The following is a 14199-nucleotide window of genomic DNA, read 5'->3' as shown; positions in this document are numbered from 1 at the left end:
CCCTTGAGCGCCCGCCAGGCCAAGCCGGTCATCATGTCGTCGGCATCCATGGCGTAGACCTGAGGCTCCGGCATCACCTCCTGGATGACCGCCGTGTGCTCCGCCTGGATGACTTGCAGGAACATGAGCAGGTTGATGAACACCGCGTGCCCGACATTCCCGGAGCGCGCCAACTGGGGGTTCGCCGTGAGGAACTCATAGACGCTGTGCTCGACGAGGCAGAGCGACTCCTGCCGCCGGCGGTAACGCTCGCCCCGAATCTCCAGGTAGTCCGCCCAGAAGTCCTCGATGGTCCCGAACAAGTCGGCGCGAGCGATCGAGCCATCCATTCGATTGCGAATCGCGCGCGTCAGCGCGATGACCTGGGCCTTGGTGGGGAGGTTCGGAAGCAAGGGCATGCTGGCTCTCCTGGTTTTCCCGAGTAGTTGCAAGCAGCAGACCAGAGTCGTGCCCGCACGAAGCCCAACGCGCGTCCTCCGGGCAGGCCCGCCTCACGCGTCACTCCTGGACGCGTCCGCGTCCAGGGAGGAAGCGCTTCCCGACGCCTCCACGTGCGCCAGCCGGAAGCGCCTGCCGATGAGCCGGCAGTTGCGCATAGGAAGGACAGGAGCGCTATCGGTGAGCGTGCCATCCTCCCCGAGGACGAAGACACGAAAGTAGAGGCCGGTGTCAGCCGAGACGAGGGGGCTGCCTCCGACGTACCGGCCCGTCAGCTGGAAGTCCGTCAGGGAGACCTTGGTTCCCACATGGACGAGCAGGCCGTTCGTCTCGTCGAAGGCGGGCGAGTGGCTGGCGTAGACCTTGTACTCGCGGAACTTCCTGTCGTCGCTCCGCTCCCAGGCGAGGTGAACACTCGACGTCGTCACCTCGCGCGGCGCGAGCATGCGCACTGGCCTCGGCAGGCGGACATACACCTTTCAAGCGGCCAGGACGCGATGTGGTGGAGGACTCTCGCCCGCGCTCAACTCGGAACCACCGGCGAGGAGTGCGTGCCGCAGGACACAGAGGGAGCAGGAGACACGGACCGATGCTCAGCGAGGACGGGCCCTGATGCATGGGCCCCTTCCGCGACGGCCCACCCCATCAGGGGGCGAGTGTTTCGCGCGCAGGCTCGCGGGGCATCAGGCCGCTGAACTCGTAGATGAAGGCGCCCTGCTCGGTCACGTCGACGGTGCAGGCACCCGCGCGCGAGAGCTCCTCGAGCACCGTCTTGGCCTCGGTGAAGCTGAGGCTGCTCTCAGCGGCCACCTCGGCGATCGTGACGCGGCCACCATGCTGCTTCGCGCAGGTGAGGACCGTCCGCTCGATGTCGCGACGGGACATGGCGGGGAGCGGCGCCACGGCGGGTTCTTCCCCCGGCTCGGCCGGCATCTTCGCTCGCCGCGCGCTCCGGATGAGCGCACGGCCTCCAAGGACGAAGACGGTGGCGAGAATGAGCCCCAGGACGGTTGAATCCGTCGTGCCCCTGCGCAGGTTGTCGATCTCCACGCCGAAGCCAGTGAGCCCCAGGACGGCGATAAACCAGCCAGCGATGCTTCGCATGCGCCCCTCTTCGCGACGGGGCGGGTCATCCGGCCCCGCGCCCCGTCTTAGCAGAAGATTCCGGTCCGCCGCGGACACCGTGTCGCGCGGCCGAAGGGGGCGGAACGCACGGAGGACGACGCGGAGAGGCGCCGTCTACAGTCGGACCTGCAGCTCGTAGCGGCGGTTCTTCGCCTTCTTGGCCGCCGTGTCGTCCGGCTTCACCAGGAGCTTCTCGGAGCCGAAGCCCACGGCGATGACTTCACCGCGGGGCACGCCGCGCGCCACCAGCTCCTTGACGAGGGTCTGCGCGCGCTGCTCGCTGAGTTTCTTGTTCTTCGCTGCGTCACCGGACGAATCCGTGTGGCCGGAGACCTCGAACTTGTAGCTCTTCACCCCGGCGCCATCGAGCTGCTTCTTGGCGTCGATGAGGGCCGCGGACAGCTTCTTCAGCTTCGCGTCGCAGCCGGCGTCCAGTTCGGCGGTGCCCGACTTGAAGCTGCACTGGTTCTTGCGGCCCTCGTCCATCAGCTTCGTGTTGACGCGCTTCTCGACGGCCCCCTTGCCGGCGTCGCCCGCGGTCTTCTTGAGGGCGTCCAGCGCCCCCTGCGCGGAGGCCACGCCAGGAAGGACCAGCAGCGACACGCAGAGGCACAGTGCCTTGAGCTTCATGGAAAGGACTCCTGGGTTTGAAACGTGGAGGGTGGAACAGCGCACAAGGCTGCCCACACGCACCCGCCGCGTCCAGCACGGAAAAGCCCCGAGGCAGGAGGGCTGGCCCGCCCCCTTGCTGTCCACCGTCCGCGAGGTGCCGTGGCGGGCTCGCGAAAGCGCGTACCCGTGCTGCGCGGGCAACGCCAGACACCGCCCTGCTAACGCGCGTCGAGCAGGGCGATCACCTCGGAGGCGGTGCCCGTCTGGCCGAGCACGGGGAAGACCCGCGAGACGCTGCCCTCGTGCGAATCAGGGCTGCGGTCGGTGATCGCATCCGTCGTCAACACCCGTGCCGGACTGCAGGTCGATCACAATCAGGGCGATGCGAGGATCGAGCTTGCTGATGGCCACGGGAGGCTCCTCGGCTCAGGACCGGACACGGTCGTCCGGTTCACTCGCTCGCTCGCGCCACCTGGTCGGACACTTCCCGCGACCCCGGGCCGGCGCGAACGCCGGGCCCCCTGAGACGAACGGACGTCGCGGGCCGCTCAGCCTTGCGGCGCGCGATAGGCCGGGAAGTAACCCGTGTCACTGCTGCGCTCCGAGAGACGGTCGTACACCGAGGGCTCGCAGATCAGCTCGTGCGTGCAGAGGTGGGAGGACGCGTTCGAGAAGCTCCGCTTGAACTGCTCCAGGCCGTCCCCCGGCCGGACACCGCCGCCCAGGTGAAGCGGCATCCCCAGCCGCGCGCTGAGCTCCACCAGCGCCCCGAAGACGGTGTTCTTGGCCGGCGAGCGCGCCAGGTCCGCATCCGCCGTCCCGCCCAGGTAGTAGTGCATCAAGCCATCGCTGGAGACCCCCACCCCCGAAGAGGCGATGTGGCCGTCCGCGGCACGGGTCGTCGCGAGCCAGGCGACGGGGGATGAGAACAGCTCCTCGAAGTACGCGTCGGAGAAGAAGTACCGGGCGTGCGCCCCGTCGCGGACCATGGTCTGCCGGTAGACCTCCTTGAAGCCCTCGCGCTCCTCGTGCGAGGCCTCGAGCACCGGACAGCAGGTGCTCAAGAAGCCCAGCCGGGTGTTGCGCCGCATCTGCCGACGGGCCTCCGCCGGGAACTCCAGGGGGAGTCTCGGGTCGATGAAGAACACCTCGTTGCGCTCCGTCCCGCCCGCGAAGCAGCGCGGGCCCGCGACGCGGTCTCGCACGAAGAGGCTGACGAGCCCGGTGCCTGCCCAGTCCACGGCGTCCTTCGGCACCTCGCCCAACCCATCCAGCCCCCCGCCGGGGTAGCCATAGGGAGAGATGGCATCGCGGTACTGCGTTCCCTCGATGGGCCGCACGATGAGCGGCACCCGCAGCGCGCTTCCCCCGCCATCCTCGATGACGAGCGTGTGCGTCACGCCTTCGGCCCGCAGGTGGTGCGCGGAGCGGAAGTAGTCGTCCGACAGGGCTGACATTCCTTCGTCAGGCACCAGGACGGCGCGGCATTGATTCAGGAGCGGAGGCCTGACCCGCGAGATTTCGGAGTGATTCATCATTCGAGCGCATCCTTTCAATGAGCGACGCAGCGCCCCCCGCCCCCGGCTCCCACGTCGGGCGCACGGGGGCCCTTATGCGATGTGTGGCGAGACAGCCGACCGCGCCTGGGTCTTGCGCCGCCACTGGCGGTAGCCGCGCAGCGCGGGCTGTTCAATGCGATAGGTGATGACGGTGGCCAGCAGCAACCCGACAGCGAAGGCGACCGCGATGGCTGCCTCGGGACGCCAACCCGCGGCCTCGAGCCGCCGGATGATGACGTAACCGATGTTCTGGTGGACCAGGTAGAACGGATAGGAAATGAACCCCATGAAGAGCAGGGGGCGCCAGGTGAGCCAGCGCAGCGCGCCCCGGGAGAGCGCGAAGGAGAGGACGAGCACGACCCCGAACACGGGCACGGGGGCGATGCTCCCGACGAACACCTCGTGAGCAAGGCAGACCCCCACCAGCGCCAGCGCCGCGGGGACGGAGACCTCGCCCCGGCTCTGCTTGAAGGCCAGCACGCCCAGCGCGAAGAACTGCAGGTGCGGCCGGCTCGCCAGGCGCGCGACGAAGGGCATTCCCATCGCCTCGAAGGCCAGCTCGGCCAGGGTCTGGAGCGAGACCAGGACGATGAAGAGGGGGATGACCTTGGGAAGCGCCCGCGCGTATGCGATCAGGAACATCAACAGATAGAAGGACAGCTCGATGGTCAGCGTCCAATACACGGTATCCACATGCGGGGCGCGAACAAGCTCGTGAAACATGGTCAGGTTGACCAGCGCCGTCTGGAGGCTGAACTCACGGTTCGGCAGCCCGAACAGCGACACCACCGTGAAGGTGAGCAGGACGGCGGCCCAATAGGCCGGGTAGAGCCGGGCCGCGCGGCTCGACACGAAGTCCCGGACCCGGGTGACGCGCTCCAGCGACATCAGGATGACGAAGCCACTGATGGCGAAGAAGAGCTGGACCCCATACTTCCCGAAGCGCGCTTCCCCCCAGAGGGGAGCGGAGTGCCCGTAGAGGTCGCTGTACTCGGCGGTGAAGTGATACAGCGCGACAGCCAGTGCCGCGAGTCCCCGGAGCGCGTCCAGTTCGATCAGGCGCGGGTGGCTCACATCCGAGGCGGCAATGCTTCTCATCCGGATTCTTCCTTCCTGACTTCCTCCGGCCAACGCTCGGAGTGTGTCGGAGGGTAGGTGTCACCCCGGGCCCCCACCATGACCCCCGCGGTCTCGGGCAAGTGTCACGTCCTCCGCACCTGTCGGCCCTCGCGTCGGGGGGCCGCCACGAGCAGCGTCACCCGGGGACAGCCCCCCGACCGCCGCTCAGATTCCTGGCGCGCGATAGGCCGGAAAGAAGTCGCCGCCGGTGCGGCCTTCCGACAGGTGGGCATACACCGTCGGGTCGCAGATCAGCTCGTGGGTCTGGATGCGGGAGCTGGCGTTCGCGAGGCCCCGCTTGAACTGTTCCAGGCCATCCCCCGGCCGGACACCTCCGCCCAGATGGAGCGGGACTCCGAGCCGCGTGCAGAGCTCCACCAGCGTCCCGAAGACATTCTTGGCCGGCGAGCGCGCCAGGTGCTCATCCGCCGTCCCGCCCAGGTAGTAATGCAGCAGGCCGTCACTGCTGACGCCCAGCGCCGCGGAGGCCACGCGCCCCTCCGGCGAGCGCGTCGTCACCAGCCAGGCGCGGGGCGAAGCGAACACCTCCTCGAAATAGGCATCGGAGAAGAAGTACCGGAGGCTCGCTCCTTCGCGGACCATGGTCTGCCGGTAGACCTCCTTGAAGCCCTCCCGTTCCTCGCGCGGCGCCTCGCGCGCCTCACGCGCGGTGCTCACGAAGCCCAGCCGGAGGTTGCGCCGGATGTGCCGCAGGTGCATCTCCCGGAACTCGACCGGCAGGCGCGGGTCGATGAAGAACACCTCGTTGCGCTCCGTCCCGCCCGCGAAGCAGCGCGGGCCCGAGACGCGTTCGCGAACGAAGAGGCTGACAAGCTTCGGTCCCCGCCAGTCCACCGTGTCCTTCAGCACCTCACCGAGCCCGTCCACCTCGCCTCCGGGAAACCCATACGGAGAGATGGCATCGCGGTACGGCGTACCCTCGATGGGCCGCACGATGAGCGGCATCCGCAGCGCGTTGCCTCCCCCGTCCTCGATGACGAGCGTATGCGTCACCCGTTCGGCCCGCAGGTGGTGCGCGGAACGGAAGTAGTCCTCCGACAGCGCGGACGCCCCTTCATCGGGGACGAGCACTGCCTTCGCTTGCATCACCCTCATCTCTGCGCTCCCCCAGGCCCTGTCCACGTCCGCGACTGCGCCGAACAGCCAGGACTCCTGGCCGCTCCCACTGAGCCCAGGCAAGGTCACGGACCTTCCGCCCGGGTCATTACAGAGAATCTTCATGTCGTGACGCAGGGTGCGAAACGGGATGGACGCACCCTGGCGTTTGCGTGGCAGGGTAGCCTTTCAGCAAGTCCCCTGGAGACGTCCCCCGGGACACCCCGGATGTTGAAATCCGGTCGCCCCGCTGCCAGCGCCGTGCCGCAAGGCAAACGCGTGGGCGTCGTCCGCCTGCTGCTACGCTCGGTGGCGCCCTCTCCGAAAGTGTCGATCCGATGAAGCGTGTCCTCCTCGCCCTGCTGGTCCTCCTGCTGCTCCTCGTGGGCGCGCTTGTCGTCCGCACGCTGCGCTTCGGCTCGCGCCAGGTGACCGCCGAGCCCGCCGAGCCGTTCTCGGTGGATGCCACCGGAGCCGCGGGCCGCCTCGCCCAGGCGCTGCGCCACCCCACCATCGCCGCCTCGGACGGCACGGGCGCGCAGGACGCCGCCTTCCAGGCACTGCACGCCCAGCTCGTCGCCGCGTTTCCCCTCGTGCATGCGCAGCTCGGGCATGAGGCCGTGGGCACGCACGCGCACCTCTACACGTGGAAGGGCGCGGAGCCGGAGCTGCATCCCGTGCTGCTGATGGGCCACCTGGACGTGGTGCCCGCGGAGGCGGAGGCCACCTGGAGCCACCCGCCCTTCGGCGGTGTGGTGGCGGACGGCTACATCCAGGGGCGCGGGGCGCTGGACGACAAGGGCAGCGTGCTCGCCATCCTGGAGGCCGTGGAGGGACTGCTCGCCCAGGGCCACCGCCCGCGCCGCACGGTGCTGCTCGCCTTCGGCGCGGACGAGGAGATCGGCGGACGCGATGGCGCAGCCCGCGTGGCCGCGCTGCTGCGCGAGCGGGGCGTGCGCCTTGAATCGGTGCTGGACGAAGGAGGCCCCATCGGCGTGGGGCTGGTGCCCGGCGTGGATGCACCGGTGGCGCTGGTGGGCGTGGCGGAGAAGGGCTCGGGGCGTGTGGAGCTGCGGGTGAGCAGTTCGGGCGGGCACGCGTCCATGCCGCCGCCGCAGACGGCCGCGAACATCCTCGCCCGCGCCCTCGTGCGGCTGGAGGAGCACCCCTTCAAGCCCGGGCTGCGCGGCGGGACGCGGGCGCTGTTCGAACACGTGGGGCCGGAGATGGGCTTCGGCATGCGCCTGCTCTTCGCCAACACGTGGCTCTTCGCGCCCCTCATCGAACGACAGATGGCCGGGGCGCCCTCCACGAACGCCAGCATCCGCACCACCCTGGCGGCCACCATGCTCGAAGGCAGCCCCAAGCCCAACGTGCTGCCCGCGCAGGCGCGCGCGGTGCTCAACGTCCGGCCGCTGCCGGGCGACAGCCTGGAGGCCGTGCGCGCCCACGTGCGCGACGTGGTGGACGACGCGCGCGTGGAGCTGCTCGTCGAGGGCGACGAGGCCTCGCCCGTGTCGAGCCTGGACACGGAGGGCTGGCGGCAATTGCAGCGCAGCATCCGTCAGGTGTTCCCGGACGTGCTGGTCGCGCCCTTCCTCACTGTCGCGGCCACCGACGCCCGCCACTTCCATCCCTTGAGCGACAGCGTGTACCGCTTCATGCCCGTGCGAATGACGCGCGAGGACCTGGGGCGCATGCACGGCCGCGACGAGCGGCTCTCCGTCGCGGCGCACGCAGCGGCCATCCGCTTCTACGCGCAGTACCTGCGCAACACCACGCGTTAGGCTTTGTCTGATGGAATGAGAGGAGCCTGTTGTTGTCTCCGCCTCATGGGAAGTAGGCCGACAGGTAGCAGCGCGCGGCATTGGCGGCCAGTGGGTCGAGCAGCGAAAGCGCCTCGGAGGCTCGCTCAACGCAGTCTCGCGCCGGCTGGGCCGTATTCCTGCTTGAATTCCAAGCGGCACTCACCGCGGCCCAGTGTCGCGCGTGATGAAGATGGCTGGAGATCTCTCGACAGTACGCGCAGACGTTGAACGCTGCGCTGGTGTTTGTCACTCTATCGTCCGGCGCGACATACAGGCCATTGGTGTCGAGCCACAGATGAAGCTGATCTATCCAATCCAGCGCCATGGTCAAAACGGCGAGGCTGGATGTCGCAGCGCCTGGATATTCAGCGCCGGGTGCGCCCTCTCCATTGTCGTTGGCGTTGGTCTGCGCGACGATGCGCGCCGCTTCGATCTTGGCACGCAGACCCGTGATGGCGCTCCTCGTCACCGAACCACACGGATCCGCCCCTGCCATTCCTGTGTGAACCCCGGACTTCTTCGCACTGGCTGCACGGAACTTCGCCGGATCAGGGAGAAGCTGTGGCAGCGCTCCCCCTGGCATGTTGGCGAAGAACATTGATTCAGGAATTGCAGGACCCGACATGATTTTTCCTTCCGCGAATCTTCTTCCTGCGATTCAGGCTGGGCTGGGTGATGGTAGAGAGATAGACAATCAATTGCATGGAGCCTCGGCACGCAATCGATTGCTTCTCGACATTTCGTGAAGTCCTTGGGTTCGCCAGAACAGGAGGCTCGTACCAAAGGAAGACAGGACCCCGGCACTCGAAACGCGGTCGCCCCACGCACGGTGGGCAGGGCGGCCGTCGCCTACGGGTGACAGCGGTTGCCGCTAGTTCTCATCCAGGCTGAACGCGGACACGCGGCCATCCGGCACGAATGCCACCGTGTAGCGCCAGGTCGCGGAACCGAACCGCACCAGGTACGTGTAGTAGCGGTCATCGCCCTTCGTCTCCCGCTTCGCCAGCACCAGCGGTCCCGCCGGTCCCAGGCTTTGCAGGACGCCCTGGTAGTACGGCCCGGCCTCCGCCACGAACCACCAGGGGACGTACGCGAACATGGCCGGGTCCCACGCTCCGGCCCGGGTCTGCTCGAGCAGCGTCGCCAGCCGCGCGGTGACCTGCGGCTCCAGGTCCGGAATGGGCTTCAGCGGCGGCACGGCGAGCGCGGGATTGACGAGGGTCGCGATGCCTTCCGCGATGCCCCTGGGGTCCGCCTGGCTCAAGTTGGCCAGCACGACGATGGACAGCTCATCGCCCAGGAACCGGATGTAGGCCGACGTGAACCCCTGCCACGCACCTGTGTGCGCATGCATCGGTTTGCCGTTTCGCTCCTTCACCTCCCACCCGAAGCCATAGGGATACGAAGCCCCGCTGTTGAGCTTCGCGGGCGACAGGATCTCCCTCCAGCTCGCCCGCGTCAGGATGGCACGCTCATCCACGACCTCTTCCCAGGCCAGCAGGTCCTTCACGGAGAAATAGAGAGACCCGTCCCCCGTCGTGTTGAGCGAAGGTGAAACCCACCACTGGTTCTTCACCACGCCGCCGCTCATCCGGTAGCCGGCCGCGCGGTTCGGGATGACGTCCTCCTCGCTGATGCCACGCGCCGTCTTCATGCCGGCGGGCTTGAACACCTGGCGGCCCAGGACCTCCTGATACGTGGAGTGGGTGACACGGTTCGCCAGGATGCCCAGCAGCACGTAGCCGGAGTTGCTGTAGCTGAACCGCAGCCCCGCGGGGAAATCCAGCGGCAGGGTGTAGAGGAACTTCGCGAAGTCATCGTCCGAGTAGTCCTTCCGCTCGTCGATCTGTCCGTCCAGGTCCTGGAGGCCCGACGTGTGCGTCAGCAGGTGGCGCACCGTGATGGGAGCCCAGGTGGCGGGCGCGTCGGGGAAGTACTTCGTGATGCTGTCGGACAGCGACACACGGCCCGCCTCCACCTGGAGCATCACCGCCGTCGCGGTGAACATCTTCCCCAGCGAGCCCGCCTGGAAGAGGGTGTCCGTCCCGACAGGGACCTGATGCTCCAGGTTCGCGGAGCCGTACCCCTTCACCAGCACGACCCGGCCGTGGCTCACGACGCCCACGGCGAGACCGGGCACGCCCTGCCGCCTCTGCTCCGCGCGGACGTAGGCGTCGATCCGGTCCCGGAGCGAGTCGTGCGCCACGGCGGGACGACCCGTGAGCAGGCCAAGGATGAAGACAGCGACCACTGAAATGGATTGCAGGGAACCGCGCATGAAGACTCCAGGCGCCTGGACAGCCATTGCCCACGGCGCCCCCCACAAAAGCACCCTGTCCCCCACCGCGTGAAGGCAATACGAGACAACCGGCCAGGGCCAGAGTGAGGCATCACTCCGTGGCGAGCACGTCCAGCAGCCTCCCGGTGATCCGCGACACGTCCGCCCCCTCGCGGTTGGTCAGCACCGCGAGCGAAGCCTTGCGCTCGGGCAGGTAGAAGGCCAGGGCGGAGAACCCGGGGATGCCGCCGTCATGGCCGTGGCCCGGCCCCACCGGGGTGACGGCCCGCACCAGCCCCAGGCCATACCCAGGCATCCCCGGGATGGGCGTCTCCACCCAGTCCGTCATCTGCGCGAGCTGCGCCGGGGCCAGCAACGAGCGCTCGAAGAGGGCCTGGTAGAAAGCGCTGAGGTCGTCGGCGCTGGAATTCAAGGCACCGGCCGCGCCAGCCGCGGACAGATGGATGAAGTCGGTGAGGTCCATCCACGCTCCATCGCGCGGGTCCCGCGCATGGCCCCGCACGGTGAGCGGCGGCAGCGGCTCCGCGCCCTCCAGTCCCGTGCTGTCCAGGTGCAGGGGCTGGAGGATGCGCGTGCGAAGCTGCTGCGCCAGCGGCATCCCTGTCACCGACTCCAGGATGCGGCCGAGGAGGATGTAATTGGTGTTGGAGTATTCCCAGCGCGTCCCGGGTTCGAAGGAGGGGGAATCCGCGGCCCCCACCGAGATGAGCTCCTCGGCGCTCCACGTCTTTCCGGGGCTCGATTCCACCTGGGTGAGGAAGGCCTGGCTGTCTGTGTAGTTGAACGCGCCACTCGTGTGGTTGAGGAGCTGGCGCACGGTGATGCGGTCCGCACGGGGAAAGTCCGGCACCCAGGTGGCCAGTGGCGCATCCAGGGACAGCGTCCCTTCCGCCTGGAGTTGCAGTGCCACCACGGAGACGAAGCTCTTGGTGATGCTGCCCACGCGCAGCCGGTCCTCGGCCTTGAGCCCGGTGGCGGGCTCCACCGTGGCAACGCCCGCCGAGCCCCGCCACGTGCAGTCCTGGAATCGCAGCGAGGCCGTGGCCCCGGGGAGGTCCTCGGCCAGGACGGCTTCCTCAAGCGCGCGCTGCAACCGGGGCGAGAGCCGCTCACAGACGGGGCCCTCGTCCTTGTCGCAACCCGACATCCACAGCAATAGCGCCACGCCAAGCACGCGTCGACCAAACCGATGGGTGACCATCCAGAGCCTTCCAGGTGAATCCGCGGTGTGCGTACGAAGCACCGGAGCGCCGCGTTTCTGTCACCGCATGACGGCCGCTCTTCGGCACGCGCTGGAGGTGGGACCCGCTCCCGTCGCCTCGGGTGGAGAGGTGGGCGACCGTCCTTCAGGGACGCATTCCCGACCTGTTCCCGCGCAGCAGTCCCGTCAGCAAGAGCAGCATCAGCCCCTGAAGCGGAATGGCGCTCCAGGGCATCGCGGCACAGCTCTCGGATTCGCGCGGTGGGTCCGAGCCCGAGGACAAACTCCCCGGGGTGACATCACCCACGCTGAAGACCGTCGAAAGCACCTCGGAGGAGATACCGTCCTGGCCTGTCACACGCACGGCCACGCCATAGCGCCCACCCTCGGAGTAGACACAGGTGGTGCTCACGCTGCCGGGAGCTCCCACTGACTGCTCCACCTCTGGCTTGAAGGTCGCACCATCGTGGTGGCAGTCCCACGCGACCGTCCACGCCCCCGTCTGCTGGCCGTCGTCACGGAAGGAGGCCTGGAGGGTGATGGGGCTGTCCTCCCGAGGGAGCGCGGAGACGAGAACCGGCGCAGAGACCACGGGCCTGTGCGGAGGGTGTGGCGAGGACGTCCTGAACACCAGGCTGGTTCCGTTGCTCAGGCTGGGAGCGAGATGACTGAACTGCAGCGCCGCCGATGGGGCCGTCTGGATGCCCACCGTGGCCGCTCCTCCATTGTCGATCTCCGGGTACTCGTCCGAGCCGAGAATGACGTTGGCATAATTGAAGGCAATGTCCGAGCTGCCCTCCAGGAACACCACCTGGAACGTGAGCGGCGTGGAGAACGAGACCCCCGCGTAGAGGGCGTCGCGCCACTCGATGACCAGCTTGCGGTGGGGCGCTTCTCCCAGCACCTCGTAGAAGAGGCCTGAAGGGAGGTGTGACGGTACTTCCAGGTTCTGCCAGAGCGGCAGGATCGCCGAGGAGAAGAACGGGGCAGGAAGCGCGGAGTTGGCCGCGAGCGAGAGCCCGGGGGCGAAGCCGATCCTCCCATTGCTGTCCACATGGAGCGTGGTGAACCCCGGCTGCACGTCGGCGAACCGCAGGGGGAACGGAAGCGGGCCGATGACGCTGACCGTCTCGTCGCCCGCGTCATCGAGGCGGACCGCATCCTCGGTCATCACTTCATAGGTGGAGGGACGCTCATTCACGGAGAGATAGGGCCTGAGCACGTCCACGAAGACGGTCTCTCCTCCCGGGAAGCCCAGGGCGTAGGAGCCCGCGTCCTCCGGGATGAACCGCGCCGTGTAGATGCCATCTCCAGCGGCCTGATCATCCCCCGCGCCATCGTCCACCAGCCGGAGGACCGCCGGACCCCGGCCAGCCACCGTCACGACCACCTCGCCCCCCGGCGCGGCACAATGGATGTTCAGCACCGCGACGGGCAGGGAGCCGCCGACGACGAGCGTGAGCCGGCTGGAGGACAGCAGGGGCTTCAGCCTCCGGGTGAGCAACTGCCTGTCACAGTTCAGCGCGCCGCTCCCCTGGGGTCCCCAGGCCCGCAGGCGCCGGCCGGTCAGCGTCACGTTGGCCAGGCTCGGCACCGCCTGGCCCCCCGCAAGGAGAAGGTTCTTGATGGCCTTCCAGTCCCGCGTGGGGTCCTGGGCCGCGAGCAGGCCGGCGACGCCGGTGACGTGGGGCGAGGCCATGGAGGTACCGCTGAAGGCGCGGTAGAGGCCGCCAGGAACCGTGCTGAGGATCTCCACCCCGGGCGCACCCAGGGCCACGGTCTGTGGGCCGAAGCTGGACAGCCCCCAGCGCGCATCCTTCCGGTCCGTGGCCGCGACCGCGAGGATGTTGGGCAGATCGTGCCGGGCAGGCCAGCTCTCGGCGACGTCGATGTTGGCGTTCACGTTGCCAGCGGCCGCCACGAACAGCATCCCCGCCGTCATGTGCCGAGCAATGGCATCGCGCATCGCGGGGGAGTTGCAGCTCCGTGTCCGGCAGCTCCACGAATTGTTGGTGGCGACGATGTTGACCGGGTGGTGTGCGCGAGTCTTCAAGCCCAGGAAGTAGTCCAGGCACTTGAGCGCATCCGACTCCACCCCATTGCCCGCGCTGTCGAGGAACTTGCAGGCGAGGATCTTCACCTTCCAGTTGACGCCCGTCACTCCCAGGTTGTTGCCGCCCACGGCACCCAGGATTCCCGCGACGTGCGTCCCATGGTTGCCATCATCCATGGGGTCCCCCGAACCCGTTCCAATGGCGTTGATGCCATGCACATCATCGATGTAGCCATTGCGGTCATCATCGATCCCGTTGCCGGGGAGCTCCGCCGGATTGGTCCAGACGTTCGCAGCCAGATCCGGATGGGTGTAGTCGATGCCACTGTCGATGGTGGCCAGCACCACATCACTGCTGCCCGTGGTGACACCCCAGGCGCCAGCCGCCTGGATGTCCGCCCCCGTGAGCCCTCCGGACTGCCCCGTGTTCCGCAGGCTCCAGAGACGCTCGAACTCCGGGTCGTTCGGCACGTCGCTGTTGCTGGAGTAGATGGAGTTGTACCCGGCGTAGAGCACCCCAGGATCGAGCCGATAGGCCGCGAGCGCCCGTTCCAGGTCCGTGCCCGGTGGCAGCCGGACGACTCGCAGGCCGGGCAGGGACGTGTACCCATGAACGACCTTCGCGCCCCATGCGGCGCTCGTCGCGGACATCGCGGAGGGGGAGTCCTTCTCCCGGAAGCGCACCAGCAGTTCGCCCTCCACGTGCTGGAGCACCGGGGGGGCCTGAGGGGAACCGCCGCGGGCTCCCTCGGCCTCCTTGCTGTCGCACCCCTGGAGCGCGAACAGCCCCAGGACCAGACCCACCCTCCCCGCCGCGCACCATCCGCGTTCCCGCCGGACACGGTCCGTCATGACCAAGAAGCTCCTCA

The 14199-nt window shown here is 68.2% G+C and carries 12 protein-coding genes; 1 reads left to right on the top strand and 11 read right to left on the bottom strand.

Annotated elements, in window-relative coordinates; translation table 11 throughout:
* The 7 genes from OV208_RS36490 to OV208_RS36460 form a co-directional block, all read right to left on the bottom strand.
* Positions 1 to 398: hypothetical protein (locus OV208_RS36490; RefSeq protein ID WP_267578567.1), on the bottom strand; the 398-nt coding region annotated here is incomplete at its 3' end.
* A gap of 93 nt (positions 399 to 491) precedes the next feature.
* Entirely contained in the window at positions 492 to 884 is a 393-nt protein-coding gene (locus tag OV208_RS36485) for a hypothetical protein (RefSeq protein ID WP_267578566.1), read from the bottom strand.
* A 199-nt stretch (positions 885 to 1083) separates the two neighbouring features.
* Complete coding sequence (locus OV208_RS36480) at positions 1084 to 1542, bottom strand: hypothetical protein (RefSeq protein WP_267578565.1); 459 nt, start codon at positions 1540 to 1542, stop codon at positions 1084 to 1086.
* A gap of 135 nt (positions 1543 to 1677) precedes the next feature.
* Entirely contained in the window at positions 1678 to 2193 is a 516-nt protein-coding gene (locus OV208_RS36475; protein ID WP_267578564.1) for an OmpA family protein, read from the bottom strand.
* A 530-nt stretch (positions 2194 to 2723) separates the two neighbouring features.
* On the bottom strand, positions 2724 to 3632 hold the full coding sequence (locus tag OV208_RS36470; RefSeq protein ID WP_267578563.1) for a GNAT family N-acetyltransferase: 909 nt from the start codon (positions 3630 to 3632) through the stop codon (positions 2724 to 2726).
* A 153-nt stretch (positions 3633 to 3785) separates the two neighbouring features.
* Complete coding sequence (locus OV208_RS36465; RefSeq protein ID WP_267578562.1) at positions 3786 to 4832, bottom strand: acyltransferase family protein; 1047 nt, start codon at positions 4830 to 4832, stop codon at positions 3786 to 3788.
* Positions 4833 to 5018: 186 nt separating this feature from the next.
* A complete protein-coding gene (locus tag OV208_RS36460) occupies positions 5019 to 5960 on the bottom strand; it encodes a GNAT family N-acetyltransferase (protein WP_267578561.1) in 942 nt (313 codons plus the stop codon).
* A gap of 347 nt (positions 5961 to 6307) precedes the next feature.
* On the opposite strand from OV208_RS36460, the gene OV208_RS36455 reads away from it, so the two are divergent.
* Entirely contained in the window at positions 6308 to 7756 is a 1449-nt protein-coding gene (locus tag OV208_RS36455; protein ID WP_267578560.1) for a M20 family peptidase, read from the top strand.
* Between the two features lie 43 nt (positions 7757 to 7799).
* On the opposite strand, the gene OV208_RS36450 is transcribed toward OV208_RS36455, so the two are convergent.
* The 4 genes from OV208_RS36450 to OV208_RS36435 form a co-directional block, all read right to left on the bottom strand.
* Entirely contained in the window at positions 7800 to 8402 is a 603-nt protein-coding gene (locus OV208_RS36450; protein WP_267578559.1) for a hypothetical protein, read from the bottom strand.
* 246 nt (positions 8403 to 8648) lie between these two features.
* The gene (locus OV208_RS36445; RefSeq protein WP_267578558.1) at positions 8649 to 10055 is read right to left on the bottom strand and encodes a serine hydrolase domain-containing protein; all 1407 of its coding nucleotides are present in this window, start codon (positions 10053 to 10055) and stop codon (positions 8649 to 8651) included.
* Positions 10056 to 10167: 112 nt separating this feature from the next.
* Positions 10168 to 11277 (bottom strand): serine hydrolase domain-containing protein, encoded by a 1110-nt coding sequence (locus OV208_RS36440; RefSeq protein WP_267578557.1) that lies wholly within the window; start codon positions 11275 to 11277, stop codon positions 10168 to 10170.
* Between the two features lie 145 nt (positions 11278 to 11422).
* Positions 11423 to 14182: a S8 family peptidase gene (locus OV208_RS36435; protein ID WP_267578556.1), complete on the bottom strand. Its 2760-nt coding sequence runs from the start codon at positions 14180 to 14182 to the stop codon at positions 11423 to 11425.
* Positions 14183 to 14199 lie beyond the last annotated feature (17 nt).

The sequence above is a fragment of the Corallococcus sp. bb12-1 genome, from assembly GCF_026626765.1.
Taxonomy (GTDB): Bacteria; Myxococcota; Myxococcia; order Myxococcales; family Myxococcaceae; genus Corallococcus; species Corallococcus terminator.
Note: the sequence above shows the minus strand (reverse complement) of the source record. Positions and strands in the feature narration are given on the sequence as shown.

What these genes read in the sequence shown, in the direction of transcription:
- OV208_RS36465 (WP_267578562.1), bottom strand. Translation starts at nt 4,832, where the DNA reads ATGAGAAGCATTGCCGCCTCGGATGTGAGCCACCCGCGCCTGATCGAA.
- OV208_RS36450 (WP_267578559.1), bottom strand. Translation starts at nt 8,402, where the DNA reads ATGTCGGGTCCTGCAATTCCTGAATCAATGTTCTTCGCCAACATGCCA.
- OV208_RS36440 (WP_267578557.1), bottom strand. Translation starts at nt 11,277, where the DNA reads ATGGTCACCCATCGGTTTGGTCGACGCGTGCTTGGCGTGGCGCTATTG.
- OV208_RS36445 (WP_267578558.1), bottom strand. Translation starts at nt 10,055, where the DNA reads ATGCGCGGTTCCCTGCAATCCATTTCAGTGGTCGCTGTCTTCATCCTT.
- OV208_RS36460 (WP_267578561.1), bottom strand. Translation starts at nt 5,960, where the DNA reads ATGCAAGCGAAGGCAGTGCTCGTCCCCGATGAAGGGGCGTCCGCGCTG.
- OV208_RS36475 (WP_267578564.1), bottom strand. Translation starts at nt 2,193, where the DNA reads ATGAAGCTCAAGGCACTGTGCCTCTGCGTGTCGCTGCTGGTCCTTCCT.
- OV208_RS36470 (WP_267578563.1), bottom strand. Translation starts at nt 3,632, where the DNA reads ATGTCAGCCCTGTCGGACGACTACTTCCGCTCCGCGCACCACCTGCGG.
- OV208_RS36480 (WP_267578565.1), bottom strand. Translation starts at nt 1,542, where the DNA reads ATGCGAAGCATCGCTGGCTGGTTTATCGCCGTCCTGGGGCTCACTGGC.
- OV208_RS36485 (WP_267578566.1), bottom strand. Translation starts at nt 884, where the DNA reads ATGCTCGCGCCGCGCGAGGTGACGACGTCGAGTGTTCACCTCGCCTGG.
- OV208_RS36435 (WP_267578556.1), bottom strand. Translation starts at nt 14,182, where the DNA reads ATGACGGACCGTGTCCGGCGGGAACGCGGATGGTGCGCGGCGGGGAGG.
- OV208_RS36455 (WP_267578560.1), top strand. Translation starts at nt 6,308, where the DNA reads ATGAAGCGTGTCCTCCTCGCCCTGCTGGTCCTCCTGCTGCTCCTCGTG.